26 protein-coding genes are annotated in these 24,234 nt (G+C 59.3%); 11 read left to right on the forward strand and 15 right to left on the reverse strand.

The annotated features are described in order from the left end of the window. Positions 1 to 41 precede the first annotated feature (41 nt). Positions 42 to 1,340 (reverse strand): mechanosensitive ion channel family protein, encoded by a 1,299-nt coding sequence (locus LOY68_RS07850; protein ID WP_054049120.1) that lies wholly within the window; start codon positions 1,338 to 1,340, stop codon positions 42 to 44. A 193-nt stretch (positions 1,341 to 1,533) separates the two neighbouring features. Here LOY68_RS07850 and LOY68_RS07855 point away from each other — a divergent pair, with 193 nt between their 5' ends. After that, positions 1,534 to 2,880: a DEAD/DEAH box helicase gene (locus tag LOY68_RS07855; RefSeq protein ID WP_008153197.1), complete on the forward strand. Its 1,347-nt coding sequence runs from the start codon at positions 1,534 to 1,536 to the stop codon at positions 2,878 to 2,880. 63 nt (positions 2,881 to 2,943) lie between these two features. On the opposite strand, the gene LOY68_RS07860 is transcribed toward LOY68_RS07855, so the two are convergent. From LOY68_RS07860 to LOY68_RS07870, 3 genes are all read right to left on the reverse strand, one after another. Beyond that, positions 2,944 to 3,543, reverse strand: coding sequence for a hypothetical protein (locus LOY68_RS07860; protein WP_265043993.1), 600 nt, complete (start codon positions 3,541 to 3,543; stop codon positions 2,944 to 2,946). Positions 3,544 to 3,555: 12 nt separating this feature from the next. Next, complete coding sequence (locus LOY68_RS07865) at positions 3,556 to 4,140, reverse strand: papain-like cysteine protease family protein (protein WP_265043995.1); 585 nt, start codon at positions 4,138 to 4,140, stop codon at positions 3,556 to 3,558. Between the two features lie 293 nt (positions 4,141 to 4,433). Beyond that, positions 4,434 to 4,709 (reverse strand): hypothetical protein, encoded by a 276-nt coding sequence (locus tag LOY68_RS07870; RefSeq protein WP_054049128.1) that lies wholly within the window; start codon positions 4,707 to 4,709, stop codon positions 4,434 to 4,436. Between the two features lie 166 nt (positions 4,710 to 4,875). On the opposite strand from LOY68_RS07870, the gene LOY68_RS07875 reads away from it, so the two are divergent. Further along, a complete protein-coding gene (locus LOY68_RS07875; protein ID WP_265043998.1) occupies positions 4,876 to 5,784 on the forward strand; it encodes a LysR family transcriptional regulator in 909 nt (302 codons plus the stop codon). A 163-nt stretch (positions 5,785 to 5,947) separates the two neighbouring features. On the opposite strand, the gene LOY68_RS07880 is transcribed toward LOY68_RS07875, so the two are convergent. Then, positions 5,948 to 6,682: a DUF899 domain-containing protein gene (locus LOY68_RS07880; protein ID WP_265044000.1), complete on the reverse strand. Its 735-nt coding sequence runs from the start codon at positions 6,680 to 6,682 to the stop codon at positions 5,948 to 5,950. A 174-nt stretch (positions 6,683 to 6,856) separates the two neighbouring features. Here LOY68_RS07880 and LOY68_RS07885 point away from each other — a divergent pair, with 174 nt between their 5' ends. Continuing rightward, positions 6,857 to 7,246, forward strand: coding sequence for a transcriptional regulator (locus LOY68_RS07885; protein ID WP_265044002.1), 390 nt, complete (start codon positions 6,857 to 6,859; stop codon positions 7,244 to 7,246). Positions 7,247 to 7,372: 126 nt separating this feature from the next. On the opposite strand, the gene LOY68_RS07890 is transcribed toward LOY68_RS07885, so the two are convergent. The 3 genes from LOY68_RS07890 to LOY68_RS07900 all read right to left on the reverse strand — a co-directional run bounded on the left by LOY68_RS07890 (position 7,373) and on the right by LOY68_RS07900 (position 9,433). Beyond that, positions 7,373 to 8,242: a DUF6279 family lipoprotein gene (locus LOY68_RS07890; protein ID WP_265044004.1), complete on the reverse strand. Its 870-nt coding sequence runs from the start codon at positions 8,240 to 8,242 to the stop codon at positions 7,373 to 7,375. Between the two features lie 78 nt (positions 8,243 to 8,320). After that, entirely contained in the window at positions 8,321 to 9,040 is a 720-nt protein-coding gene (locus tag LOY68_RS07895; RefSeq protein ID WP_265044005.1) for a TorF family putative porin, read from the reverse strand. A gap of 204 nt (positions 9,041 to 9,244) precedes the next feature. After that, the gene (locus LOY68_RS07900; RefSeq protein WP_017337097.1) at positions 9,245 to 9,433 is read right to left on the reverse strand and encodes a hypothetical protein; all 189 of its coding nucleotides are present in this window, start codon (positions 9,431 to 9,433) and stop codon (positions 9,245 to 9,247) included. A gap of 351 nt (positions 9,434 to 9,784) precedes the next feature. On the opposite strand from LOY68_RS07900, the gene LOY68_RS07905 reads away from it, so the two are divergent. From LOY68_RS07905 to LOY68_RS07920, 4 genes are all read left to right on the forward strand, one after another. Next, positions 9,785 to 10,621 carry a S1 RNA-binding domain-containing protein gene (locus LOY68_RS07905; RefSeq protein WP_054049140.1) on the forward strand — a complete coding sequence of 279 codons (837 nt, stop codon included), beginning with the start codon at positions 9,785 to 9,787 and terminating at the stop codon, positions 10,619 to 10,621. A gap of 46 nt (positions 10,622 to 10,667) precedes the next feature. After that, complete coding sequence (locus LOY68_RS07910; RefSeq protein WP_265044007.1) at positions 10,668 to 11,072, forward strand: DUF2177 family protein; 405 nt, start codon at positions 10,668 to 10,670, stop codon at positions 11,070 to 11,072. A 363-nt stretch (positions 11,073 to 11,435) separates the two neighbouring features. Continuing rightward, positions 11,436 to 12,881 (forward strand): NCS1 family nucleobase:cation symporter-1, encoded by a 1,446-nt coding sequence (locus LOY68_RS07915; RefSeq protein WP_265044009.1) that lies wholly within the window; start codon positions 11,436 to 11,438, stop codon positions 12,879 to 12,881. Between the two features lie 268 nt (positions 12,882 to 13,149). Continuing rightward, positions 13,150 to 14,082, forward strand: coding sequence for a DMT family transporter (locus LOY68_RS07920; protein WP_054615797.1), 933 nt, complete (start codon positions 13,150 to 13,152; stop codon positions 14,080 to 14,082). Here the strand turns inward: LOY68_RS07920 and LOY68_RS07925 are convergent. Further along, positions 14,027 to 15,205, reverse strand: a complete 1,179-nt coding sequence (locus tag LOY68_RS07925; protein WP_265044012.1) for an MFS transporter — start codon at positions 15,203 to 15,205, stop codon at positions 14,027 to 14,029. The genes LOY68_RS07920 and LOY68_RS07925 overlap by 56 nt on opposite strands. 103 nt (positions 15,206 to 15,308) lie before the next feature. On the opposite strand from LOY68_RS07925, the gene ptrR reads away from it, so the two are divergent. Both ptrR and LOY68_RS07935 read left to right on the forward strand, forming a co-directional pair. Continuing rightward, the gene (gene ptrR / locus LOY68_RS07930; RefSeq protein WP_265044014.1) at positions 15,309 to 16,202 is read left to right on the forward strand and encodes a putrescine utilization regulator PtrR; all 894 of its coding nucleotides are present in this window, start codon (positions 15,309 to 15,311) and stop codon (positions 16,200 to 16,202) included. A gap of 139 nt (positions 16,203 to 16,341) precedes the next feature. Next, positions 16,342 to 16,470 carry a PA1414 family protein gene (locus LOY68_RS07935; RefSeq protein WP_003184145.1) on the forward strand — a complete coding sequence of 43 codons (129 nt, stop codon included), beginning with the start codon at positions 16,342 to 16,344 and terminating at the stop codon, positions 16,468 to 16,470. 258 nt (positions 16,471 to 16,728) lie between these two features. Here LOY68_RS07935 and LOY68_RS07940 read toward each other — a convergent pair whose 3' ends face one another. The 6 genes from LOY68_RS07940 to speB all read right to left on the reverse strand — a co-directional run bounded on the left by LOY68_RS07940 (position 16,729) and on the right by speB (position 22,343). Then, positions 16,729 to 16,980, reverse strand: coding sequence for a phosphopantetheine-containing protein (locus LOY68_RS07940; RefSeq protein WP_054049151.1), 252 nt, complete (start codon positions 16,978 to 16,980; stop codon positions 16,729 to 16,731). Positions 16,981 to 17,033: 53 nt separating this feature from the next. Then, on the reverse strand, positions 17,034 to 17,759 hold the full coding sequence (locus tag LOY68_RS07945; protein WP_265045754.1) for an MBL fold metallo-hydrolase: 726 nt from the start codon (positions 17,757 to 17,759) through the stop codon (positions 17,034 to 17,036). Between the two features lie 85 nt (positions 17,760 to 17,844). Further along, entirely contained in the window at positions 17,845 to 19,224 is a 1,380-nt protein-coding gene (locus LOY68_RS07950; protein ID WP_163909014.1) for a sodium:solute symporter, read from the reverse strand. 164 nt (positions 19,225 to 19,388) lie between these two features. Then, positions 19,389 to 20,906: a purine-cytosine permease family protein gene (locus LOY68_RS07955; protein WP_265044028.1), complete on the reverse strand. Its 1,518-nt coding sequence runs from the start codon at positions 20,904 to 20,906 to the stop codon at positions 19,389 to 19,391. Positions 20,907 to 20,960: 54 nt separating this feature from the next. Then, positions 20,961 to 21,383, reverse strand: coding sequence for a YybH family protein (locus tag LOY68_RS07960; protein ID WP_054049160.1), 423 nt, complete (start codon positions 21,381 to 21,383; stop codon positions 20,961 to 20,963). Between the two features lie 9 nt (positions 21,384 to 21,392). Next, a complete protein-coding gene (gene speB / locus LOY68_RS07965) occupies positions 21,393 to 22,343 on the reverse strand; it encodes an agmatinase (RefSeq protein WP_265044030.1) in 951 nt (316 codons plus the stop codon). A gap of 343 nt (positions 22,344 to 22,686) precedes the next feature. Here speB and LOY68_RS07970 point away from each other — a divergent pair, with 343 nt between their 5' ends. Together LOY68_RS07970 and LOY68_RS07975 are read left to right on the forward strand one after the other, a co-directional pair. Next, positions 22,687 to 23,580, forward strand: a complete 894-nt coding sequence (locus LOY68_RS07970) for a LysR family transcriptional regulator (protein WP_007945995.1) — start codon at positions 22,687 to 22,689, stop codon at positions 23,578 to 23,580. 4 nt (positions 23,581 to 23,584) lie between these two features. Then, positions 23,585 to 24,181: a tRNA-uridine aminocarboxypropyltransferase gene (locus LOY68_RS07975; RefSeq protein ID WP_265044037.1), complete on the forward strand. Its 597-nt coding sequence runs from the start codon at positions 23,585 to 23,587 to the stop codon at positions 24,179 to 24,181. The last annotated feature ends 53 nt before the right edge of the window (positions 24,182 to 24,234 follow it).

Genomic DNA, 24,234 nt, shown 5'->3' on the forward strand with positions numbered 1-24,234 from the left:
AAAGATCGCAGCCTTCGGCAGCTCCTACGGGGGATTTGGTACTACATGACGTGTTTTTCCGGCTCGGGAATGTGGCTCGCGCCGAGCACTGCTGGTAGTAACCCGGCGCGCAAATCCCCGCCGCTCGGCTGCTGATACAGGCTCAAGCCAAATTCCGGCAGTACCGCCAGCAGATAATCGAAGATATCGCCCTGGATCCGTTCGTAATCCGCCCACGCGGTGGTGCGGGTGAAGCAGTAGATTTCCAGCGGGATGCCCTGGGCGGTGGTCTGCATCTGGCGGACCATGCAGGTCATGTTCGGCTGGATCTCCGGGTGGCTCTTCAGATACGCCAGCGCATAGGCGCGGAAGGTGCCGATATTGGTCATGCGCCGGCGGTTGGCCGACATTGCCGCGACGTTACCCTGGGCTTCGTTCCAGGCTTTGAGTTCGGCTTGTTTGCGGCTGATGTAGTCGGTCAGCAAGTGCACCTGGGCCAGTTTCGATTCTTCGTCATCGCGCACAAACCGCACGCCGCTGGCGTCGATGAACAGGCTGCGCTTGATCCGACGTCCACCGGATTGCTGCATGCCACGCCAGTTCTTGAATGATTCGGACATCAGGCGCCAGGTCGGGATCGACACAATGGTCTTGTCGAAATTCTGCACTTTGACCGTGTGCAGGGTGATGTCGACCACGTCACCGTCGGCACCGACTTGCGGCATCTCGATCCAGTCGCCGACCCGCAGCATGTCGTTGCTGGTCAGTTGCACGCTGGCAACGAACGACAGCAGGGTGTCCTTGTAGACCAACAGAATTACCGCCGACATCGCGCCCAGACCCGAGAGCAGCAGCAACGGCGAACGGTCGATCAACGTGGCGACGATGATGATCGCGCCGAGCACGTACAAGACCATTTTCGTCAGCTGTACGTAGCCTTTGATCGAGCGCGTGCGGGCGTGTTCGGTGCGGGCGTAGATGTCCAGCAGGGCACTGAGCAGGGCGCTGGCCGCCAGCAGCAGGAACAGAATGGTGAACGACAGGGCCACGTTACCGAGGAAGATCCGGCTGGTCTTGCTCAGTTCCGGCACCAGGTACAGGCCAAACTGGATCACCAGCGACGGCGTCATTTGCGCCAGCCGGTGGAAGACCTTGTTATGCCGCAGGTCGTTGACCCAGTGCAGCGCCGGTTGGCGGCCGAGCATCTTGGTGGCGTGCAGGATCAAGTAGCGCGCCACTCGTCCGAGGACCAGCGCCACGACTAATAGCAGGATCAGCGCCAGGCTGGAATGCAGGAGCGGATGCTGGTCGAGGGCGCCCCAAAGGTCTTGGGCATTGAGCCAGAGCTGTTTGATATCCATGGGCGAAAACGATTCTTCTGTAGGTTGCGTCGGGGCGATTAGAGCATTTAAGACGCTGCGGATGACGTTTGGGGACAAATCAGGCAACAAAAAAGCCACTGTTTACTGTCGTTTGCATAAAGAAACTCGGCCTTCGCGCTCGAAACCGTTACCCTATGCAGCTGTTTTTTTGTATTTCTTCGAGGTAGCACCCGTGTTTTCCCAATTCGCCCTGCACGAACGCCTGCTCAAAGCCGTGGCCGAGCTTAAATTTGTCGAGCCAACGCCAGTGCAAGCAGCGGCTATTCCGCTGGCGCTCCAAGGGCGTGACCTGCGGGTGACTGCGCAAACTGGTAGCGGCAAAACCGCTGCGTTCGTTTTGCCGATCCTCAACCGTCTGATCGGCCCGGCCAAAGTCCGCGTCAGCATCAAGACCCTGATCCTGCTGCCAACCCGCGAGTTGGCCCAGCAGACCATCAAGGAAGTCGAGCGCTTCGCCCAGTTCACGTTCATCAAGTCCGGCCTGATCACCGGCGGTGAAGACTTCAAGGTCCAGGCCGCCATGCTGCGCAAGGTGCCGGACATCCTGATCGGTACGCCGGGCCGGATGATCGAGCAACTGAACGCCGGCAACCTCGACTTGAAAGAAGTCGAAGTACTGGTGCTCGACGAAGCCGACCGCATGCTCGACATGGGTTTTGCCGAAGACGTGCAGCGTCTGGTGGAAGAGTGCACCAACCGCCAGCAGACCATGCTGTTCTCCGCCACCACCGGTGGTTCGGGCCTGCGCGAGATGGTCGCCAAAGTCCTGAACAACCCTGAGCACTTGCAGCTCAACAACGTCAGCGACCTGAACGCGACGACCCGTCAGCAGATCATTACCGCTGACCACAACCAGCACAAAGAACAGATCGTGAACTGGCTGCTGGCCAACGAGACCTACCAGAAGGCCATCGTGTTCACCAACACCCGGGCCATGGCCGACCGTATCTACGGCCGTCTGGTGGCGCAGGAATACAAAGCGTTCGTGCTGCACGGTGACAAGGACCAGAAGGATCGCAAACTGGCGATCGACCGTCTGAAGCAGGGCGGCGTGAAAATCCTGGTTGCTACCGACGTTGCCGCTCGCGGTCTTGACGTGGAAGGCCTGGACCTGGTGATCAACTTCGATATGCCGCGCAGCGGCGACGAATATGTTCACCGTATCGGTCGTACCGGGCGTGCCGGCAACGATGGCCTGGCCATCTCGCTGATCTGCCACGGCGACTGGAACCTGATGTCGAGCGTCGAGCGCTACCTCAAGCAGAGCTTCGAGCGCCGCACCATCAAGGAAGTCAAAGGCACCTACGGCGGACCGAAAAAGGTCAAGGCCTCGGGCAAAGCCGTTGGCGTGAAGAAGAAAAAAGTCGACGCCAAAGGCGACAAGAAGAAAACCGGCGCCAAGGCACCGACCAAGCGCAAAATCGCCAACCGCCCGAAGACCGACGCCCTGTCGCTGGTCAGCAAGGACGGCATGGCGCCGCTCAAGCGCCGCAAGCCGGAAGCGCCGGCTGCTGAATAAAGCGCCGTAGTCTTCCAATAAAAAACCCGGACAATGTCCGGGTTTTTTTATGTCCAGCGTTTGTCAGCTCCCTAACAACCCACTGCTGTCTGCATCAAAGCGTTGCTTGGCCTGATTCGCCGCCGGTTTCAGCGAAGCGAGCAGGGCGGCTTCGCTGTACAGCTGAGTAACCGCCAATTCCTTGGGCGTCGGCTCGATCGGAATCAGCACGTCTTCAGTGTCGGCATGCAGCCAGATCGCGACCAGGTGAATGGCCGAGACAAACAGCACTCGCAATTCAACGGTTTTACCCTGCAGTTGCGGCGACTGTTCCGCCAGTTTCAACGCACCGACCGTGGCGGCCGCCATGGCCCCGTGGTTCAGCGAGGAAAACTCGACATGCCCGCGCACATCGGCCAATTGCGCATCGGCTATCGTCACGCCATCGGAAAACACCAGGTAATGCCAGTCGCCAACCTTGGCGGCTTTCAGGCCTTTGCCCTGGCTCAAATCCTCCAGGCTGAGCGAGTAACCGCGATAGGCTTCGCTGAGGCTGATCTTGCTCGGTGTAGCATTGGCAAACTGGCGATTGATACCGAACCCTTGAGTTTGCAGCGCCGCTTGCAGCGCCGGACGCAAGGTTTGCACGCCGTTGGAAGGCGCCTTTGGATAAGTCAGTTGCATGATGTCGCCCTCCTAGTTTTTCACGGTGAAGTAAGTGTTGGTCCAGTTGCCGCCGCCGTTGTACGAACCGGGGAACGAGTTCAGCGCGCGGGTCGAATAGCCGTAGATCGAATCCGCGACCAGCACGTAGTTGCCGTTGGTGCCATAGATCGCCAGGAAGTGCGCACCGCCGCCGTACCAGGCACAACGCAGACAGACCGGGCGGCCCATGTTGATCTGGTTCTGAATCGCCGACATTTGCAGCGAACCCTGATTCATCCCGTTGAAACTGCGGGTGATCCGCAGGGCGTTATCCAGATAGCCGTACACGTTGCACGGCCCCGCCTGATTGCAGCAGTTACGGTCCAGCGCAGCGCTGGCCACACCGCATTGGGTCCAGGACCCGGTGCCGTAATAGTTGCCGACCGAGGCGGAGGCCGCCGCCCAGCACCAGTTGGTCTGGGTTTGTTGCTGCATCGTGAAATTGAGGCTGCCAGCGGCGAGTGCGCTGAGTGGTGCAGCCGATTCGACCTCGACCAGATGCGGGTCGAGCAGATGATTTGCCAGGCACCTTGGCAGTGTTTCGCCGGTGAATCGTGTTGCTTCAGTGGTTAACATTTTTCAATCCTCCATGAATGAAAACTAGCGTCCAGCTAGTGGGTGTACAGCGGTGTTGCCGAGCGATCGGCGTATGCGTTTTGCCATGTTTGATGGCCGCTCCGATCCGGACTCGATGTAACCTTAGGTGTGGATATGCGTTTATGCAAATAATTAATGCGCTAATGCAAAAACAAGATCAAATGATCGCAGCCTTCGGCGGCTCCTACACGGGTTCGCGTCCGTACAATATTTTTTGGTTGGGCACGAATTTCGTAGGAGCTGCCGAAGGCTGCGATCTTTTGATCTAGCGTTTAACCCTCGGCTTTCTTGTCCGCCGTATCCAGTTCCTTCAACCGCTGATCAATCAACTGGCATTTGTCCGGCAGATCGGCACTGGCCGTGCCCAGATCCATCTTCTGCAGTTCGTCGTTTATTTCCTTGGCTTTCTGCGGATTCTGTTGCGTGAGCCTGGTCACTTCCTTGGCCAGTTGTTCGCGCTTGGCGGTGGCTTCTTCGGGGGTACACGCCCACGCAGGCAGGGCACAGACTAGAGCGGCGGCGAGGGTCAGCTTCATCAGGGTTTTCATAGGACAGGCCTCAGTTCCGGTTAAGGCGCGTTACCCGGTTGAGGGGTTGATTGCGTCAAAAGTTCAGCCTGTCGAGCCCCTGGCGGTGTGTGGGTTGAAATCACGAAGGGGCATTGCTTTGATAATGCGTTAGTATCGATCCGACTTATTAAGGAACCCATACATAATGCGAGGCAGTGAATACGCCCAGCTTCGGGCCTTTGTCGCGGTGGTCGAGCATGGCAGTTTCGTGCGGGCGGCGGCTCATCTGGGCATGTCGGCCTCTGCGCTGAGCCAGACCATCCGCCAACTGGAAGAGCGGCTGGACGTGCGTCTGCTCAACCGCACTACTCGAAGCGTGTCGCCCAGCGATGCCGGCGCGCGGCTGTTGTTGCGCCTGCAACCGGCGCTCAACGAGGTCGACGCAGCGCTGGCCGGGGTCACGCAAACACCGGGCACGCCGCCTAGCGGACGACTGCGCATCAATGCGCCCCGGATTGCGGCGATTCATTATCTGGCGCCTTTGATTGGTCCGTTCCTGAACACTTATCCCGGCGTGAGTCTCGACATCGTCACCGACGAGCGTTTGTTGGACATGGTCGCGGGTGGTTTTGATGTCGGGATCCGACTCGGTGAAAGCCTCGATCAGGACATGATCGCGGTGGAGCTGAGCGGGCATCTGGAAATGATGGTCGTGGCGTCACCGGCGTACATCGAGCAGTTCGGTACGCCGCACACGCCGCATGATTTGAGCGAGCATCAATGCCTGTCCTATCGCTGGCCCACGGACGGCAGTCTGTATCGCTGGGAGTTCGAGCGCGCGGGTGTACGGCTGGCGATTTCGGTGAATGGTCCGCTGGTGGTTACCGAGCCGGAAATGCTCACCCGCGTGGCGCTTGAAGGGGCGGGCATTGCGTACCTGTTTGAACATCAGGTTCGCGAGCACATCACTTCCGGGCGGCTGGTGCATCTGCTGCCAGAGTGGACGCCGGCCTTTCCGGGTTTTTACCTGTATTACCCGAGTCAGCGACAGATCGCCCCGGCGCTGCGGGCGTTTGTGGATTTTGTGAAAAAACCGATGCCACCGGATTCCTGATCCTAGTGTGGGAGCGGGCTTGCTCGCGAAGGCGTCGTGTCAGTCACCATCGATGTTGTTTGACACACCGCTTTCGCGAGCAAGCCCGCTCCCACAGGAGAGTGCATTCCAATGTGGGAGCGAGCCTGCTCGCGAATGGCCGCTGCACCTCGGTCCCTCGGAACTACCCCCCATGACAGCAACTGGACGACGCCTTGTCGTCGTATTGGTCGTGGTGCTTCACCCACTCCATGATTTCCTCTTCATTGCGCCCCTTGGGCGTCAGGTCGAGGTAGTTGTAGGCGCCGACCAGCAAGTCCAGGCCCCGTTCATAGCTGGAATAGGTGTGGAAGATATCGCCGGCTGGGTTGCGATAAAACACGCTGAGGCCGGGGAGTTCTTCTTCGGTCCAGGGATTTTTTTCGTAGTTGTAGGTCGCCGTTCCTGCGGCGATGTCTTCGGCGCGGGCGGAGACGCCAAAGTCGTAGTTGAAATCGCAACCGTCTGACGACACCCAGTCGAATTTCCAGCCCATGCGCCGCTTGAAGGCCTGGAATTCGGCGAATGGAGCGTGGGAAACCGCCACCACCGCCACGTCATGGTGGGCCAGGTGCAGATTGGCGCCGTCGATATGATCGGACAGGAACGAGCAGCCGGTGCAGCCTGCGTCCCAGCCTTTGGCAAACATGAAGTGATAGATGATCAGTTGGCTGTTGTCGCCGAACAGGTCGGCCAGTTTCAATTCACCGTTCGGGCCCTGGAAGCGGTAATCCTTGTCGATCTTCACCCAAGGCAGGGCGCGACGTTCGGCGCTGAGTCTGTCACGTTCCTTGGTGAAGGCTTTTTCGTGGACCAGGTGTTGCTTGCGGGCGGCGAGCCATTCTTCTCGCGAGACGACGGGATGATTCTGAATGTTCATGGGTTTTCTCCTGCGCGATGCTGGGAGTTGGCTTACACAGGCTAGTCGTTTGGCTTGTGGGAAATTCGACATACCACCGGTCGGTGCCGTTCAAAACCCCGGCTGAACGGCTACCCAACCTGCCTGTCACAACCTATGAAGGCCATCACACACTCTGGCTTGGAGGTTGAAAGGATGACGACTTATAACTGGGATTTGATTGAACGCTTGTTGCACGAAGTGCAGCACGGTGAAGGCAGCTACACGCCTCGGGCCTATGCCGAGCAGTACGCGGCGGAGAAAGCGTCGGAAGGCGAACAGACTGAAAACCTGGACCACCTGAAAGCGGTGGCCGGCGAGTACGAAAAGTTACTGCTGGAGCGCGGTTATATCGAGCCCCGGCCGGAAGAGCAGGGCGGCAGTGGTTCGAACTACATTCTGACGCTACGTGGCTCGAGCTTATTGAGCCTGATCGACAGCAGCATTCCGGGCAATGATCATCCGCGCCAAGTGCTGGATGAGCAGCAGGATGCGCTGGATGAAGTGACGTTTGATCAGGTGGCGTCGAAAGCGCAGATCGCCTGAAGAACACCGCAAAACTAATGTGGGAGCGGGCTTGCTCGCGAATTCGGTCTAACATTCAACATCTATATTGAATGTAATGGCCCATTCGCGAGCAGGCTCGCTCCCACATTGGGATTGGTGTTTGGCTTAGCCTTGCTTCACTGCCTTCAAACATTTCAAATCATTGAAATCCTTCCGCACCCCATCAATTTTCTTCAACAACCGCTGCCGCTGCTCCGGCGTGCTCTCGGCCATCAAATCCACGAGCAGCCCTCGGGCCTGATCCTCGGTGTTGGCGTAGGCCTGGCGGTAAGCCGGTGTCCATAAACTCTCGCGATTGACCAGAAGCATCTCGATCCGCTGTGGGAATTCTGCACTCTGGCGCTGCGCCACCGCCGCGCTGAATTGCTTCTGCCAATGCACACGGTTAGCGATCCACTGTTGATTCTGGTCACCCAAGGCCTTCGACCACGCCGTCACCCGTTGCTGCTGAGTGGGGCTGAGCGGGCCGAGCCAGTCGTTCAGGCGTTTGTCCATGCGCTCGCCACGGTCCTTGATTTGCTGATCGAGGGGCGGCTTGAGGTAATCCTCCTGACGTTTTCGCTGGTCCTTGGCGAAGGCGTCGTTCATCTCCGCCACTTGCTGGTCATTCAGTCCTTGCAGCAACTCAATGGCCGACGGGGTGATTTCCTTGGCGGTCTGGGCGATGGCTTGCTTGGCTTCCTGGGTGCGGGCCTTGAGCGCTTCATCGGTGACCTGATTGGTCTCGACCATCGCCTGCAACCGGTCCAGCCAGTCCAGGTAACCCGGCAGTTGGGTGGTGCAGTGCCAGCTCAGGTGTTCCTTGAGGCGTTCGTTGAACCAGCCTTTTTGCTCGCCGTTCATGTCCAGGTAGTCGCTGAGCGTCCACGGAATGATCACGTCGAGATTGCGGTAGGCCAGTCCCACGCGGCTGCAAGCGCCGAGGGCCAAGGTGATGGTGACGAGGAGGGCAATGCGTTTAAACCAGCGCGACATGGGCGAGTCCTTGCGAAGCCTGGCTTCTTTGAAGGTGTCTCTATGTGAACGCAAGATAAGCCCGGCAGTTCAAGCCAATCAATAGAAGGAGCGTTCGGCCTTCAGCGTGACCAGCCCGTCGCATTGGCTGTTGTGCCCGGAGTACGCGGAGCAATCGCTGCCGCTGAGGTTGGAGTCGCTGTAGATCAGGTCCAGGTCGACGCCCATGAACGCTCGGGACAGTTGCAGCGACCAGTCGGTGAAACTGCCGATCGCGCCGCCGTCGACGGACACCGGGGTGTTGAGCTGGTGGGTGGTGTATTTCATGCTGATACCGATGCTGAACGGCTGATTGCCACCCAGGTCGGCGAACACGGTGCTGTTCTGTTTATCCGGGTCGTTGCTGAAGGCGGCGCCGAAACGGCTGCCGAGAAAGGTCAGGCCACCGAACAGCTCCTGGCTGTCGAGGGTGTCCACTTTCGGATAGCTGTAATGGATCATGCCGACTTCATAGCCGAGGGTTTTATCGAAGGGTTGTTTAAAGCCCATGTAGGAATCGACTTCAAGGTTACTGCCTGGACTCAAGCCCATGCTCGGCGACCATTGGCCGACGTAGAAGCCGCTGTCATGACTCAGGTCGAGACCACCGTGGAACGAGCCGGTGCTGGCGGGCTTCACCAGCCCTTGGGCCATGCTGCGGCTGGGGGTGGTGCCGAGCTTGAGGTCGAAGTCACCCAATTCACGCTGGAAAATTTGCGCGTTGGCACTCGAGCACGACAAGAGGAGGGTGCCGAGCAATAGATAGGAGGGTTTGAGCATGCGTCACTCCATGACCGCGAGGAGCAGTAACCGAATCTGCTGAAACGCTTAATCTAGACGTGTGCAAGCATACCGGCGAATGCTCGGCATTGAGGGCCGTTCGTCGATTTCTGGAATATTGATTGGGTTTTGCGGGGTGTTGCGGAGGTTCCAGTCCAAGCGCTTCGAAGCTCAAAGCGCTTACGGACCAGTTAAAGCAGGGTGTTACTTTTTGCCGAGCGTGATTTGCTTCGACGGGCCGAATGTCTGGCCGCTGACGCCTTTGGCAATTTGCTGGATCTCGCCACCGGACTTGAGGAAAGCAGCAATCTGGTTGTTGATAGATTCGCTGGTTTCAACGGCTGGAGCTGGCTTTGCTTTGCTATTGGATGCTTTTACACGCATGGCGGCCATTAACCTGTAGAAAATTAACTTGGCCAGGCATCGTACAGGAAATACTTGACAATTGCTTGGTAAATATCCCCCTGAAATAACCAAGGGCATCACTCGATTATTCACAAGTTATTGTGCGAATTGTCCGGCTAAGCTGCTGTTTTAAATAAGAAGACAGGCTGTCAAAAAGCTCATTCGTCTCGGCTGGGACTGGAAGAGGGCGCAGGATCCGTCAGACGAGCGGCCTCAGGCCCGTCCACGAGCCCAGGAAAATTAAGGCTTCCAGAGGAATTTCTCTCGCCACCCGGCCGGCCGGCGAACGCGGCCCGCAAAACCGGGTAGAATGCCGCCCACGCAATGAGGGTATTGGAAATGGCTTTAGTCGGGCGTTACAACAGTTTGCAAGTGGTTAAACACACTAACTTCGGTTTATATCTTGACGGTGGCGCGGACGGGGAAATCCTTCTGCCTAATCGTTATATCCCTAAAGATATTCCCAGCGAAGATGAAGATTGGCTCAACGTTTTTGTTTATCTGGACAGCGATGACAAACTCATCGCAACTACCGAAACGCCGAAAGTTCAGGTCGGTGAATTCGCCAGTTTGAAAGTCGTTGAAGTCAACAGCATCGGCGTGTTTCTGGATTGGGGTCTGCCGAAGGATCTGTTGCTGCCGTACTCCGAAGAAAAACGCCAGATGACTGCCGGCGAGTATGTGGTGGTGCACGTCTACCTCGACAAGCACACCCGCCGCATCACCGCGACCGCGCGCCTGGACCGTTACCTGGACAAGACCCCGGCCAACTACACCCCGGGCCAGGAAGTTGACTTGCTGGTGGCCGAAGCGACCGACATGGGCTTCAAGGCAATCATCAACAACAAGCATTGGGGCTTGATCCACAAGAACGAAATCTTCAAGTTCATGCGCGCCGGTAAAGAAGAGAAGGGCTTTATCAAAGAAGTCCGTACCGACGGCAAGATCAGCCTGAGCCTGCAACCGGTCGGCGAAGAAGCGGCCACCAGCCTGAACTCGAAGATCCTCGCCAAGTTGCGCGACAACAACGGCACTCTGCCGATCAGCGACAAGAGCGATCCGACCCTGATCAGCAGCATGTTCGGTGTCAGCAAAGGCAACTTCAAGAAGGCCATCGGCGCGTTGTACAAGAACGGTCAGATCGTCATTCATGCGGATCGCATTGAACTAAGCTGACCTCGCGCCGGCCCCATGTAAATCGATGACATGGGGTTGGACTGCGATGAAAAAGGCTCTTCTGGCTTACGTCGGCACCTTGCTGGCGTTTCTCGTGCTCGACGGCCTATGGCTCGGCGTGCTGATGGCGCCAACCTACCGCGCGCTGCTCGGCTCGCTGATTCTCGACCAACCGCTGCTGGCCCCGGCAGCGGTGTTCTATCTCCTTTATGTCTTCGGTTGTGTGGTGTTTGTGGTGTTGCCGACGCAGAGCTGGCAACGGGCCGCACGCCTGGGCGCGTTGTTGGGGTTGGTGGCTTATGGCACTTATGACCTGAGCAACTGGGCGACGCTGAACGGGTGGTCGGCGCAGTTGGCGGTGATGGATATGGTGTGGGGGGCTTTTGCGACGTGTGTGGCTTGTTTGGTTGGTTTTTTTGTGGCGAACAGAGTGGCCAATACCAAGCCGTGATTTTCGCTGGCTGGACGAATGCTTTCGCGAGCAGGCTCGCTCCCACAGTGAGTCTGTATTTGTCCGGAGCTCTACATTCGACGCATAACCCTGTGGGAGCGGGCTTGCTCGCGAATTGGCTGCGCAGCAGTCATCCATTCCAGTTGTATACATAAAACTCTGCACCGTTAGCAGGCGCCTACGCCCTGTTCATGGGCATTTGTTGCCCGAAAACCAATCTGAAACCCATCCCCTCGCAGCTTGAAAACCGTGTTCTGTCACACGTTGAGCACCTATGGCACGCATTCTGCCTATCAACTCGTATACAAACGATGCCGGGTCCCGTACGCAGTGCGGCGCTCCGGTTCTAACGAGGAGCCCGCGATGACCGAGCAAGTGCCCAACGGCTATAGCCCCCGCCTGTATAACCAGGACTTGGGGCCGCTGCCGCAAAAATGGAATTGGTACAACATCTTCGCTTTCTGGATGAGCGACGTGCACAGCGTCGGCGGTTACGTATTTGCCGCCAGTCTGTTCGCCCTCGGGCTGGCGAGTTGGCAGGTGTTGATCGCTTTGCTCGGCGGGATCTGCATCGTGCAGTTGATCGCCAACCTGGTGGCCAAGCCGAGCCAGCAAGCGGCGGTGCCATACCCGGTGATCTGCCGATTGGCGTTCGGCGTATTCGGAGCGAATATCCCTGCGGTCATTCGCGGCCTTATCGCAGTCGCTTGGTACGGGATTCAGACGTACCTGGCATCGAGTGCGCTGATCATCGTGGTGCTGCGGTTTTTTCCGACGATGGCGGCCTACGCCGAACCGCATTTCGCCGGTTTGTCCTACTTGGGCTGGTTCGGTTTCCTCAGTCTTTGGTTCGTCCAGGCGCTGGTGTTCTGGACGGGTATGGAGTCGATCCGCCGTTTCATCGATTGGGCCGGTCCCGTGGTGTATGGCGTGATGTTCATGCTCGCGGGCTGGATTGTCTGGCAGGCCGGCTGGAGCAATATCAGCTTTACCCTCGCGGAAAAATCCCTCTCTGGCTGGGAAGCTTTCGGACAAGTGATCGTCGCGACAGCGTTGGTGGTGTCGTACTTTTCCGGGCCGACCCTGAATTTCGGCGATTTCAGTCGCTACTGCCGCAGCATGGCGGACGTGCGCCGGGGCAATTTCTGGGGCTTGCCGGTAAATTTTCTGGCGTTCTCCCTGGTCACGGTGGTGATCGTCTCCGGCACCTTGCCGGTGTTCGGTGAAATGCTCCACGACCCGATCGCCACCGTGGCGCGCATCGATAACAGCGTGGCAGTGCTGCTCGGTGCCTTCGCCTTCGTGACCGCGACCATCGGCATTAACATCGTCGCCAACTTCGTGTCTCCGGCGTTCGACTTCGCCAACGTCGCCCCGAGCAAAATCAGCTGGCGCGCCGGTGGCATGATTGCCGCCGTGGCGTCGATCTTCATCACTCCGTGGAACCTGTTTAACAACCCCGAAGTGATCCATTACACACTGGATGTACTCGCGGCGTTTATCGGTCCGTTGTTCGGGATTCTGCTGGTGGATTACTACCTGATCAAAAAGCAGCAGATCGATGTGGATGCGCTATTCAATGACGGGCCGGACGGTAAGTATTACTACAGCGGCGGGGTCAACTGGACGGCGGTCAAGGCGCTGATTCCTGCAACGCTGATGGGCGTGGCGATCACCTTCACGCCAGTGCTGCAACCGATGGCCAACTTTGCCTGGTTTACGGGGTGCTTCCTCGGCGGCGCGATTTACTTCGTTTTGGCTTGGCGTGAGCAAACCCGGCCCACGGTCGCGATGGTGACCACTGGCTAAACGCAGTCCATTGTGGGAGCGGGCTTGCTCGCGAAAGCGGTCTGTCATTCAACAACAATGTTGAATGTAATGGCCTCTTCGCGAGCAAGCCCGCTCCCACAGGATTGTCTTTGCTCGGTATATCTCTTACAGGCGGCATTTTCTGGCCATCTGGTTAATAATCGACAGCATAATTTTTCGCCCCGGCGATGCTTTTTAAACAAGCACGCCGGGGCTTTGCTTTTTACTGTCGAGTCACTGCCATGGATTGTATTTTCGAGGTGTTTCGGTGAGCGCCACCCGGCGTAGCGCCGATGGGTTTGCCCTGCAAGTGATGCTCGGGCTGTGCCTGATCTGGGGCGTGCAGCAGGTGATGATCAAATGGGCCGCGCCGGACATTGCGCCAGTCATGCAAGCCGCCGGACGCTCGGGCATTTCTGCTTTGCTTGTAGGACTTCTCATCTGCTGGAAGGGTGGTTGGGATCAGGTCAGCCATACGTGGCGCGGTGGACTACTGGCCGGTGCGCTGTTTGGCCTGGAGTTCTTCTTTATTTCCGAAGGCCTGCAACTGACCACCGCCGCGCACATGTCGGTGTTCCTCTACACCGCGCCAATCTTCACCGCGCTGGGCGTTCACTGGCTGTTGCCGAGCGAGCGTTTGAGACCGGTGCAATGGCTGGGGATTTTTCTCGCGTTTGTCGGGATCGCCGTCGCGTTTGCCGGTGGCGTGTCTTGGGACAACCTCGACCATCGGATGCTGATGGGCGATGCGTTGGGCGTGCTGGCCGGCGCCTCGTGGGGCGCGACCACGGTGGTGGTGCGCGCTTCGCGCCTGTCGGAAGCTCCGGTGACCCTGACGTTGTTCTATCAACTGATCGTCGGCTTTGTCGGCCTGTTGCTGATCGCGGTCCTCAGCGGCCAGGTCACCCACGTCAGCCTGACCACCGTGGCGGTGGCCAGCGTACTGTTCCAGGGTTTGGTGGTGTCGTTTTTCAGTTACCTGACCTGGTTTTGGCTGTTGCGCCGCTATCTGGCGGCAAACCTGGCGGTGTTTTCGTTCATGACGCCGTTGTTCGGCGTCACGTTCGGCGTGGTCTTACTGGGTGAAGACCTGAGCCTCAACTTCGTGATCGGCGCGGTGCTGGTGCTGCTCGGCATCACTTTTGTCAGTGCTGAGCAGTGGGTGCGCCGTCGGTTGCGCAGAGCCCTCGGCCAGCACTGAGCGGGCCCAGCAGCAAGCCGCCGGCAACCAGCAAACCGCTGCCGGCGACGATCAGCGCGGGTTGCAAACCACCACTGAAATGGCTGCTGGTTGCGGCCAGCAACGGCCCGGCGAGTTGTCCCACGGCAAAACACGCGGTCAGCAATCCGGCGTTGCGCTGGGTGGCGTGGGGCGCCAGCTCCCGGGAGCGTTGCATCACCAATTGCATGCAGGCCAGGAACGGTGTGCCGCAGAGGATGACGCCCAACGCCAGGCCCGGGCCGCTGCCCAGCAAGCAAGCGAAGACCCCGGCGGCCTGCAACCACAATGTCGCCATCAGCCAATGCCGCGTGGCGTTCGGGTTGTGCCGACGCAAACTCACCAATACGACACCAATCGCTGCCGCGAGGCCGAAGCACGGCCAGAACAGGTCCGCCATCCATTGCCCGTGGAACTGCGCGTTGGCCATCTGCGAGAGGAACGTGGCCGGGATGATGTAGCCCAAGCCGTACAAACCATAGATCAGCCCTAAGCGACCGATGCCCTGGTTGCCTGATGTATTAACGGTCGGTGCAACGACTGCGGTAGCTGGTTGCGGCAGGAACGGCAAAATCCCCAGCAACATCACCAGCGCGACGGCGGCATATATCAGCCACAAGGTGGCGGAAGTTTGCCCCAGCAGGTGTGAGCCCAAGGCCAACAACCCCGTCAGAAAAATCCCCAAACCCGGTCCGGCAAATACCAGGGCGCCCAACCGTGGGCGACCGGCCGCCACAGCCAATGGTTGGCTCAGCGCAGTGATCATCACCAATACCCAGGCGCTGGCCACGCCGGTGCCAAAGCGCAGCAGCAGATGGGACCAAAAGCCGTTGGCCCAGAACGATGCCAGGGTCAGCAGCACGCACAGCCACGAACCACCGAGCAAGCGCAGACGAACGTGGTGATGGCGGCGAGCGAACATCGCGTCCACTGCGCCGACGAAGTAGCCGAGGTAGTTGGCCGCAGCAATCAGACCGGCGGCGGTCAGGTCGATCTGACCTTCGCTGAGCAAGTGCGGCAGTTGCGGCGTCAGGGCGAAACGCCCGATGCCCATGGCCATCATCAAGGCGATGAAGCTGGCGGTTAAGCGAATCAGAGGGGACATGGCCTGAATTCCTGCAATGGATCAATGACCGTCAGGCTAGGACTGATTGACTTTCTTTTAAAATGAATAATAGTGAGTAACTTGTTCTGATTTGGAGAAGATCGTGGAATTCAGCCAATTGCGGATTTTCCAGGCAGTCGCACAGGAAGGTTCCATCACCCGCGCTGCCGAACGCCTGCACCGGGTGCCGTCGAACCTGTCGACCCGGCTTAAACAACTGGAAGAGCAACTGGGCGTCGAACTTTTCCTGCGTGAACGTCAGCGTTTGCAGTTATCGCCTGCGGGAAAAGTCCTGTTGGACTACACCGCCAAGCTGTTTGCCCTGCACGACGAAGCCAGTGCGGCGGTGCAGGGCGGGCAACCGGCCGGTGACTTCGTGCTCGGCACCATGTACAGCACGGCTGCTATCCATCTTCCGGGGCTGCTGGCGCGTTATCACCGCACGTATCCGGCGGTGAACCTGCAAGTGCAGTCCGGCCCCAGCGGCGAATTGCTCGAAGGTTTGCTCACCGGGCGGCTCGACGCGGCGCTGGTGGACGGTCCGCTGGAACTGGCGGGCCTCGACGGCGTGCCGTTTTGCGACGAACGGCTGGTGCTGATCAGCGAGGCCGATCACCCGCCGATTCTCAGTGCGATGGATGTGCAAGGGCGCTCGGTGTTCACCTTTCGCCAGGGCTGTTCGTACCGGATGCGCCTGGAAGCCTGGTTCGCGCACTACCACGCGGCGATGGGGCGGGCGATAGAGATCGAGTCTTATCCGGGGATGTTGGCCTGCGTGGTCGCTGGCTCTGGCGTGGCGCTGATGTCGGAGTCGATGCTCGCCAGCCTGCCGGGGCGCGAAAGCGTGGCGGTGCACCCGTTGGCCGAGCCGTTTGCCAGCGCGACCACGTGGCTGATGTGGCGCAAAGGCATGGTTGGGGCGAATCTGAATGCCTGGCTTGAGCAGCAACAACAGGCCTATCCGACAGTGCCGAGCCAGGTGTTGGCGACGGCTTGAACTATTGGTCAGCTATTTTGATCAATTCAGTAACAGATCATTGCGATCTTGGGCGAGCATTGCGTAGGACTTCGGACTATTATCAGTGCGAAGTGGCTACAGAATTCCGGCCACTCGGCACTACCCTGAAGGGGGCACCATGAAAGAGAAAATCCAAAACTGGCTGCACGACTTGGGTGTCGCACTCGGTTTGATCGAACCGCCTCTGCAACCTGTGCCTATTCGCACTGACGACGAACAGCGCCGACGCCAGCCGCGTCGCCGGTAAGTTCTGCCGAGCAACGCGTGTCGCAACTGCCGAGCAACGCATGTCGCAACTGCCGAGCGCTGCCTGTAGCAGCTGTCGAGCACCGCGAGGCAGCGTTCGGCTGCGAAGCAGTCGTTAACCCTGTGTGCATAGTTTTCCTGACACACCGCACCGCCTGATCTCACGACGACTTCGTCGCCGAACGCAGCCTCGCAGGCTCGGCAGCTGCTACAGCCGAACGCAGCCTCGCGGTGCTACAAGTACAAGGGCCGCGCTAATTCAATGTCGGCCAATCCTCACTAAAAACCGACTCAAATCCTCCGCCGTCCTGGCGTCCTTGAGCATCCGGTCTTCCTCCGCCGTAAACGCCGTCAACCCCAACTCATCTTCCAGATGGAAGATCAATTCTTCGATATCTTCTTTATCCAGGCCCAACTGCGCCAGGCTGGCGTTGTCGTCGAAGTCATCCTGACGTTCCAGCAGGCGGCTGATGAAACGGTGCACGGCAGCACGCACGGCGGCTCTTTTCATGGTCGTTCTTCGAGGGCGTTATTGTTGTTGTCCCTGGCTGAGTACAGCAGGCTTCAGCCGTGGGAGCGCTGCCACTCGTCAATCATCGTGCGCAAATGTTCCCCGGAGAAACTGCCGAAATGTCCGCCATGCACGGTGCGGATCGGCAACGCGTGCAAGCGCTGCAAACTGCGGGCGTAGTCGTCGAGGTTGGAGTGGTAGGCATCTTCGATCAGCGGCCCGTCGTAGATGATGTCGCCGCTGAACAACGTCTCGGTCGCCGCTTCATACAGACTGATGCCGCCCGGTGAATGCCCCGGCGTGTGCAGCACGTGCAGCACGCGATCACCCAGGTCCAGCACGTCACCTTCTTCAATCATCCCGGTGGCCGGCGCGGCTTTGACCCGGTATTCGGCGTAGCACAACGGGCAGTCGGGGTGCGCTTCGAACATCTCGTCGCCGACAAACGCCGTGCTCAAGGTGTTCTCGCCATCGGGCTCGGCGAGGATCTGCGCTTCGGCCGGGTGCACCAGCCGCTCGGGGAATTCGTGATGCCCGGCTATGTGGTCGAAATGGCAATGACTGGCCACCGCCACCAGCGGCCGCTCGGTGATCCACGGCAATTGCTCGCGCAGGCTCACCAGCCCCGAGCCGCTGTCCAGCAGCAGGTCCTTGTTGCGACCCTGGATGTGCCAGAGATTGCAGCGGTAGAACGGTCGGATGTAAGGCTCGTGAATCAGGCGAATGCCATCACTGAGCTGTTTGACCTCGAACCACTGGTCGCGAGAAACAATCTTTATCAAAGGTTTTCTCCAGACGAAAAAAAACGGGTGTGGCAACCGACGCCACACCCGTCGAAGAAAGCATCAGTTCTTTATAGAAAGCTTAGACGGCACTCGCCATCACGGCCGGGCGACGGGACAGCAAGCTCACCAGCACGAAGCTCACCAGACCCACACCCAGGCTGTAGTAGATCGGGGTGTTCGCATCCAGGCCGTCCTTGAACATGAATACCAGCGCGGTGGCGAAGCCCATGCCCATGCTGGCGATAGCGCCGGCGGTGGTTGCACGTTTCCAGAAGATCGCGCCCATCAACGGAATCAGCATGCCGCCCACCAACAGGTTGTAGGCCAGGGTCAGGGCGCTGATCACGTCATTCACGACCAGTGCGATGCCGAGCACCACGATGCCGGTGAACAGGGTGAACAGGCGGTTGATGCGCAGGCTCGACTGTTTACCGCCACGCAGTTTCGGCAGCAGGTCTTCGGTCAGGGTGGTGGCGGCGGCGAGCAGGCCGGCGCTGGCGGTGGACATCATCGCGGCCAGGGCCGCAGCGATCACCAGGCCACGGATACCGTCCGGCAGGGACAGCTTAACGATGGCGGCGAAGGCGTTGTTGACGTTGTCCAGGTCCGGGATCAGCACGTGAGCGGCCATGCCGATCAGCGCGCAGGCCAGTCCGTAGAGGATGCAGTAGAAACCGGCGAACGTACCGGCGTACTGCGCGACTTTGGCGGACTTGACGGTGAACACTCGCTGCCAGATGTCCTGACCGATCAGGATCCCGAAGAAGTAGATCATGAAGTAGGTGATGATGGTGTCCCAACCGATGGTGGTGAAGCTGAAGGCGGCTGCCGGCAGTTTCAGCACCAATTCATCCCAGCCGCCGACGCGATACATGCAGATCGGCAACAGAATGAACATCAGGCCCACGGTCTTGATCACGAACTGGACGATGTCGGTCAGGGTCAGCGACCACATGCCGCCGATCGCCGAGTAGATCACCACCACGCCACCGCCGAGCAATACCGAGACCCAGAATGGCAGGCCGAACAGCACTTGCAACACGGTGCCGATCGCCAGGATCGAGGTCACGCCGATCATCAGCGCATACGCCAGCATGATCACCGCGCTCGCCGAGCGAGCCATCGGGTTGTAGCGTTTTTCCAGGACTTGGGTGACGGTGTAGATCTTCAGTTTCAGCAGCGGTTTGGCGAGGAACAGGTTCAGCGCCACGATCCCGCAACCGAGTGCGGCACACAGCCAGAAGCCGGAGATGCCATGCACGTAGCCCAGACGCACGGTGCCAACGGTGGACGCGCCGCCCAGTACGGTGGCGGCCATGGTGCCCATGTACAGGCTCGGGCCGAGGTTACGACCGGCGACCAAAAAGTCTTCGTTGGTCTTGGCTTTGCGCATGCCGTAATAGCCGAGTATCAGCATCGCGGCGGCGTAGATGAGTACGACGAATAAATCCAATGCCATGATGGCGTGTCTCCGATTGTCTTTTTTATGGTGAAACAAAGGTGTTTCTGTGGGGCGCTTCTCTGTGGGAGCGGGCTTGCTCGCGAATGCGGTTTTTCAGTCACATCGATGTTGAATGTGCCGCAGCCTTCGCGAGCAGGCTCGCTCCCACAGGTGGATCTGTGTCAGGCGGGCTGACGGAGTTCAGGCTTTGCGACGGTGTTGGTGTCTTTGCTCCGCGCATCCTGCGGCCCAAACACTTCCCGCGGTTCCGGGAACAGGCTCAGCAATGTCAGGTACACCAGCGAAGCCAGGCCCAGGGTCACCGGCAGGCTGATGTCGATGCCGCCGGCCAGGTCGCCCAGCACACCAACGAACTGCCCCGGCAGGTTCACGAAGCACAGGCCGACCAGTGCACTCGGGATCCAGGCTCCCAGGCCACGCCAGTTCCAGCCGTGGGTGAACCAGTAGCGGCCACCTTTCTCGCCACGGGTGAACACTTGCAGGTCATCCGGGCAGTAGAAGCCGCGACGCACCACCAGGCCGATGATCATGATCACCATCCATGGGGTGGTACAGGTGATGATCAGCACCGCGAAGGTCGACACGCTCTGCACCAGGTTTGCCGCAAAGCGCCCGATGAAGATGAAGGCAATCGACATCACACCAATCAGCAAAGTGGCCTTGACCCGCGACAGCACCCGAGGGAACACGCTGGACATGTCCAGCCCGGTGCCATACAGCGACGTGGTGCCGGTGGACATGCCGCCGATCACCGCGATCAGGCACACCGGCAGGAAGAACCAGCTCGGCGACACCGCCAGCAGACCGCCGACGTAGTTGTTGGCCGCGATGTAGTCCGGTGCCTTGATCGCCACGATGGTCGCGGTGGCCAGGCCGAACAGGAACGGGATGAAGGTCGCGATCTGCGAGATCACCACCGCCGCCATGATCCGGCCTTTTGGCGTGTCGCGCGGGATGTAGCGCGACCAGTCACCGAGGAACGCACCGAAGGAAATCGGGTTGCTCATCGCCACCAAAGCAGCACCGATGAACGCGGCCCAGAACCCTGGTTGACCCATGCTGACGGTGCCGGCGTAGTTCACATCGAACGGACCTGCGAACGCGAAGATGCCCAGCAGGAACAACAGGCTGGCGCTCCACACCGCGATCTTGTTGACCCACAACAGGAAGCGGAAGCCGTAAATGCACACGGTCAGCACCAGAATCGCGAACAGACCGTAGGCCAGGCCCAGGGTCAGGTCGGTTTCCGGCAGGCCGATCAGGCGTTTGGCGCCACCAATCAACGCATCACCCGAACTCCACACCGAGAGCGAGAAGAAGGCGATGGCGGTCAACAGCGACAGGAACGACCCGACGATCCGCCCGTGCACGCCGAAGTGTGCACCGGAAGACACGGCGTTGTTGGTGCCGTTGATCGGGCCGAACAGGCCCATCGGCGCGAGGATCAGCGAACCCAGCAACACGCCCAGCACGATCGCCCAGACACCGGCCTGGAACGAGAGGCCGAACAGCACCGGGAAACTGCCGAGCACGGCGGTGGCAAAGGTGTTGGAACCGCCGAAGATCATCCGGAACAAGTCCGTCGGGCCTGCGGTGCGTTCGCTGTCCGGGATCTGTTCGACCCCGTAGGTTTCAATTTGCGTAAGGCTTTGGTCTTTGTCTTTGTTGTTGTTATTCATGATCAGCTCCGATCATAAAGGCGCGCTCATCGTGTGTGAGCGTCACCTGTTTGGCTAAGGGGATGGCAGCCCTTCCGGCATTGCGGACAAATGTTCATGACAGGCCAGCCATAGGCCTTGTTGTTCTTGGCCAGACGCTTGTTTCTTGAAAACAATCGTCTCGCGCTCCTGGCTGAAGTGTTGCTCCCCTTGCATGCGCAGCTCGGTGGCCACGTCATGGATGAAAATCGCCACGTCACCCTGCAGGCTGACGAAGGCGTTGCTTGAAGTGCACGAAAGCACTTCGAAGCCATCCTCGGCGCGCCAGTTGTCCCACAACGCCTGATAGGCATCGCGCGACAGCAGGGGCTGTTCGAGGGTGTAGAACACGAAGCTGGCATCGGCGCTGAAGGCGCCGAAGTAGGCTTCGCGATCGTTACGGGCGAAAGCAGTCACCAGATCGGCGGCGGCTTTCAAAACCTGATCGCGTTCGTTCATGACCAATCCTCAGCGGTGGGCCACGCCAGGCAGTACGCAGAGCATTTCGTACAGCAGGTTGGCGGCCAGCAGCGAGGTATTACCGGTGGTGTCATAAGCGGGCGAGACTTCTACCAGATCGCAACCGACCAGGTCGAGGCCTTGGCAGCCACGCACGATTTCAATCGCCTGAATGGTCGTCAGACCACCGATTTCCGGGGTGCCGGTGCCAGGTGCCCAGGCCGGGTCGATGCCGTCGATGTCGAAACTCAGGTACACCGGACCGCCGCCGACTTTCTCGCGAACTTCGGCCATCAGCGGTGCCAGGGATTTGTGCCAGCACTCTTCGGCTTGAACCACACGGAAGCCTTGTTTGCGGCTCCAGTTGAAGTCTTCGGAGGTGTAGCCCTGGGCGCGCAGGCCGATTTGCACTACGCGGTCGGGGTCCAGAAGACCTTCTTCGACGGCGCGACGGAACGTGGTGCCGTGGGCGATTTTCTCGCCGAACATGTGATCGTTCACATCGGCGTGAGCGTCGATGTGCACCAGGCCGACCTTGCCGTGCTTTTTATGGATCGCACGCAGGATCGGCAAAGTGATGGTGTGGTCGCCGCCCAGGGTCAGCGGGATCACGTCGTGTTCGAGGATGCTGTGGTAGGACTCTTCGATGATCCGCACGGCGTCGAGCAGGTTGAAGGTGTTGATCGCCACGTCGCCGATGTCGGCAACCGACAGCGAATCGAACGGTGCAGCGCCGGTGGCCATGTTGTACGGGCGGATCATCACCGATTCAGCGCGGATTTCGCGAGGTCCGAAACGGGTGCCGGGGCGCAGGGAAGTACCGATGTCCAGCGGCACGCCAATAAAGGCAGCGTCCAGGCCGGCAGCGTTAGTCAAATGGGGGAGTCGCATCATGGTGGCGATGCCGCCGAAGCGCGGCATTTCATTGCCGCCCAGTGGTTGGTGAAGAATCTTGTCCACGGGTAAGGCCTCATCGTCGTTGTTTTATTTATGTCGGCACGCCGTTCACGGAAGGTACGGGCACCGCTGTGGGCCGATCATGCGAAATGTAGTGGGCGAGAAGAATCGCTACGGGCAAATACTTAGTTCAGATTTTTCTAAACTAATGGTTGAGGGGGCGATAGACTTCTCCGCCTGAGGCGATTGCCTGTAGGAGCTGTCGAGTGAAACGAGGCTGCGATCTTTTGATCTTGTTTTTTTAAAGAATCAAAGTCAAAAGATCGCAGCCTCGTTTCACTCGACAGCTCCTACAAGGGGCTCGTACGGAACGAAACGACGACTTCGCTGGTTTTTGGAGAACCCCATGGCCAACGCTTTACCCGACCTGAAACTATTGCGCATCTTCGTCAGCGTGGTCCGCCATCAGGGGTTCGCCAACGCCCAGCAAGAACTCAACCTCTCGACGTCGGCGATCAGCACCTACATGAGCCAGCTCGAAGCGGCGTTGGGCCTAGTGCTCTGCCATCGCGGGCGCGGCGGTTTCAGCCTGACCAGCAAGGGCGAGCTGTTCCATCAGGAAACCTTGCGGCTGCTGGGCGAACTCGAAGGTTTCGAGCAATACGCGGCAGCGCTCAAGGGCGAGTTGCGCGGCACGCTGAACCTCGGGGTCATCGACTCCACCGTCAGCGACAAGGCCTTGCCCTTCGCAGAAGCCATCGGCGCCTACAGCCAGGAACACCCGGCCGTGCATTTGCACCTGTCGGTGATGAGCCCGTATGAACTGCAACTCGGTGTGCAGGACAACCGTCTCGACCTGGCCATCGGTGCGTTTTCCACGCGCATGAGCGGGCTGGTCTACATGCCGCTGTACCGCGAGCAGCACTGGCTGTATTGCAGCAGCCGGCATCCGCTGTTCACTGAACGGCGCATTCCCGAGCAAGTCATCACCCAGCAACGCATGGTCGGGCGTGGCTATTGGAGCCAGGCGGAACTGGCGCGCCATGGTTTCAAACACAGCGCCGCGACCGTGGAAAGTATGGAAGCCCAGCTGATTCTGGTGCTGTCCGGCGCCTACATCGGCTACCTGCCGGAACACTACGCCCAGGCCTGGGCCGACAAGGGCGACTTGCGGGTGTTGCTGCCGGCGACGTTTGGTTATCAGGCGCCGTTCTCGATGATCGTGCGCCGTGGCCGCAGCCGCGAGCCGTTGATCCAGACCTTCCGTGATTTGCTCAAAGCACAGCTCAACCAGGCTTAAGACTATGTCCAGAATCCAGTGCCCACGCTGCCTGCGCCCGCAAACCCATTGCCTGTGCCCATTGATCCCGAGCCTCGACAGCCGCACCCGGGTCTTGCTGTTGCAGCATCCCAGCGAAGTGAACCATGCGCAGAACACTGCGCGTCTGGCGGCGTTGGGGCTGAAGAATGCCGAGTTGATTGTCGGTGAAGTGTTTGAGGATTTGCCGGTGTTGTTGAATCGACCGGGGTATCAGGCGCGATTACTGTTTCCCGCTGAAGAGGCGCAGCCGTTACAGGCTTACACCTCAACCGATGAACCCTTGCTGCTGGTGGTCCCGGACGGCACCTGGCGCAAGGCGCGCAAGATGTTGCACCTCAATCCGCTGCTGGCGGCGTTGCCTCGGGTGACGTTGGCGGAGGGCGGCGTATCGCGCTATCGCTTGCGCAAGGCACCGGGGCCGGGAGCGTTGTCGACGGTGGAAGCAATTGTGCAGGCGTTGCAGACCCTCGAAGCGCCGACCACGTTCGAGCCGTTGTTAAAGCCCTTCGAGGCGTTGATAGAAGGCCAGATTGCGGCGATGGGGGAGGAAACCTTCCAGCGTAACCATGGGCCGAAATAGTCGGCGGCTGTGAGGTCCTCTTCGCGAGCAAGCCCGCTCCCACAGGGGATCGC

The organism is Pseudomonas sp. B21-053 (assembly GCF_026016365.1).
Classification (GTDB): domain Bacteria; phylum Pseudomonadota; class Gammaproteobacteria; order Pseudomonadales; family Pseudomonadaceae; genus Aquipseudomonas; species Aquipseudomonas nunensis.

Excerpts from the sequence above, each read along its gene's own strand:
- LOY68_RS07875 (WP_265043998.1), top strand. The coding sequence starts at position 4,876 with ATGCGAGGCAGTGAATACGCCCAGCTTCGGGCCTTTGTCGCGGTGGTC.
- LOY68_RS07850 (WP_054049120.1), bottom strand. The coding sequence starts at position 1,340 with ATGGATATCAAACAGCTCTGGCTCAATGCCCAAGACCTTTGGGGCGCC.
- LOY68_RS07960 (WP_054049160.1), bottom strand. The coding sequence starts at position 21,383 with ATGAACGAACGCGATCAGGTTTTGAAAGCCGCCGCCGATCTGGTGACT.
- LOY68_RS07910 (WP_265044007.1), top strand. The coding sequence starts at position 10,668 with ATGAAAAAGGCTCTTCTGGCTTACGTCGGCACCTTGCTGGCGTTTCTC.
- LOY68_RS07860 (WP_265043993.1), bottom strand. The coding sequence starts at position 3,543 with ATGCAACTGACTTATCCAAAGGCGCCTTCCAACGGCGTGCAAACCTTG.
- LOY68_RS07955 (WP_265044028.1), bottom strand. The coding sequence starts at position 20,906 with ATGAATAACAACAACAAAGACAAAGACCAAAGCCTTACGCAAATTGAA.
- LOY68_RS07915 (WP_265044009.1), top strand. The coding sequence starts at position 11,436 with ATGACCGAGCAAGTGCCCAACGGCTATAGCCCCCGCCTGTATAACCAG.
- LOY68_RS07865 (WP_265043995.1), bottom strand. The coding sequence starts at position 4,140 with ATGTTAACCACTGAAGCAACACGATTCACCGGCGAAACACTGCCAAGG.
- LOY68_RS07895 (WP_265044005.1), bottom strand. The coding sequence starts at position 9,040 with ATGCTCAAACCCTCCTATCTATTGCTCGGCACCCTCCTCTTGTCGTGC.
- LOY68_RS07900 (WP_017337097.1), bottom strand. The coding sequence starts at position 9,433 with ATGGCCGCCATGCGTGTAAAAGCATCCAATAGCAAAGCAAAGCCAGCT.
- LOY68_RS07950 (WP_163909014.1), bottom strand. The coding sequence starts at position 19,224 with ATGGCATTGGATTTATTCGTCGTACTCATCTACGCCGCCGCGATGCTG.
- LOY68_RS07905 (WP_054049140.1), top strand. The coding sequence starts at position 9,785 with ATGGCTTTAGTCGGGCGTTACAACAGTTTGCAAGTGGTTAAACACACT.
- LOY68_RS07890 (WP_265044004.1), bottom strand. The coding sequence starts at position 8,242 with ATGTCGCGCTGGTTTAAACGCATTGCCCTCCTCGTCACCATCACCTTG.
- LOY68_RS07935 (WP_003184145.1), top strand. The coding sequence starts at position 16,342 with ATGAAAGAGAAAATCCAAAACTGGCTGCACGACTTGGGTGTCGCACTC.
- LOY68_RS07925 (WP_265044012.1), bottom strand. The coding sequence starts at position 15,205 with ATGTCCCCTCTGATTCGCTTAACCGCCAGCTTCATCGCCTTGATGATG.
- LOY68_RS07885 (WP_265044002.1), top strand. The coding sequence starts at position 6,857 with ATGACGACTTATAACTGGGATTTGATTGAACGCTTGTTGCACGAAGTG.
- LOY68_RS07970 (WP_007945995.1), top strand. The coding sequence starts at position 22,687 with ATGGCCAACGCTTTACCCGACCTGAAACTATTGCGCATCTTCGTCAGC.
- LOY68_RS07870 (WP_054049128.1), bottom strand. The coding sequence starts at position 4,709 with ATGAAAACCCTGATGAAGCTGACCCTCGCCGCCGCTCTAGTCTGTGCC.
- LOY68_RS07975 (WP_265044037.1), top strand. The coding sequence starts at position 23,585 with ATGTCCAGAATCCAGTGCCCACGCTGCCTGCGCCCGCAAACCCATTGC.
- LOY68_RS07880 (WP_265044000.1), bottom strand. The coding sequence starts at position 6,682 with ATGAACATTCAGAATCATCCCGTCGTCTCGCGAGAAGAATGGCTCGCC.
- LOY68_RS07940 (WP_054049151.1), bottom strand. The coding sequence starts at position 16,980 with ATGAAAAGAGCCGCCGTGCGTGCTGCCGTGCACCGTTTCATCAGCCGC.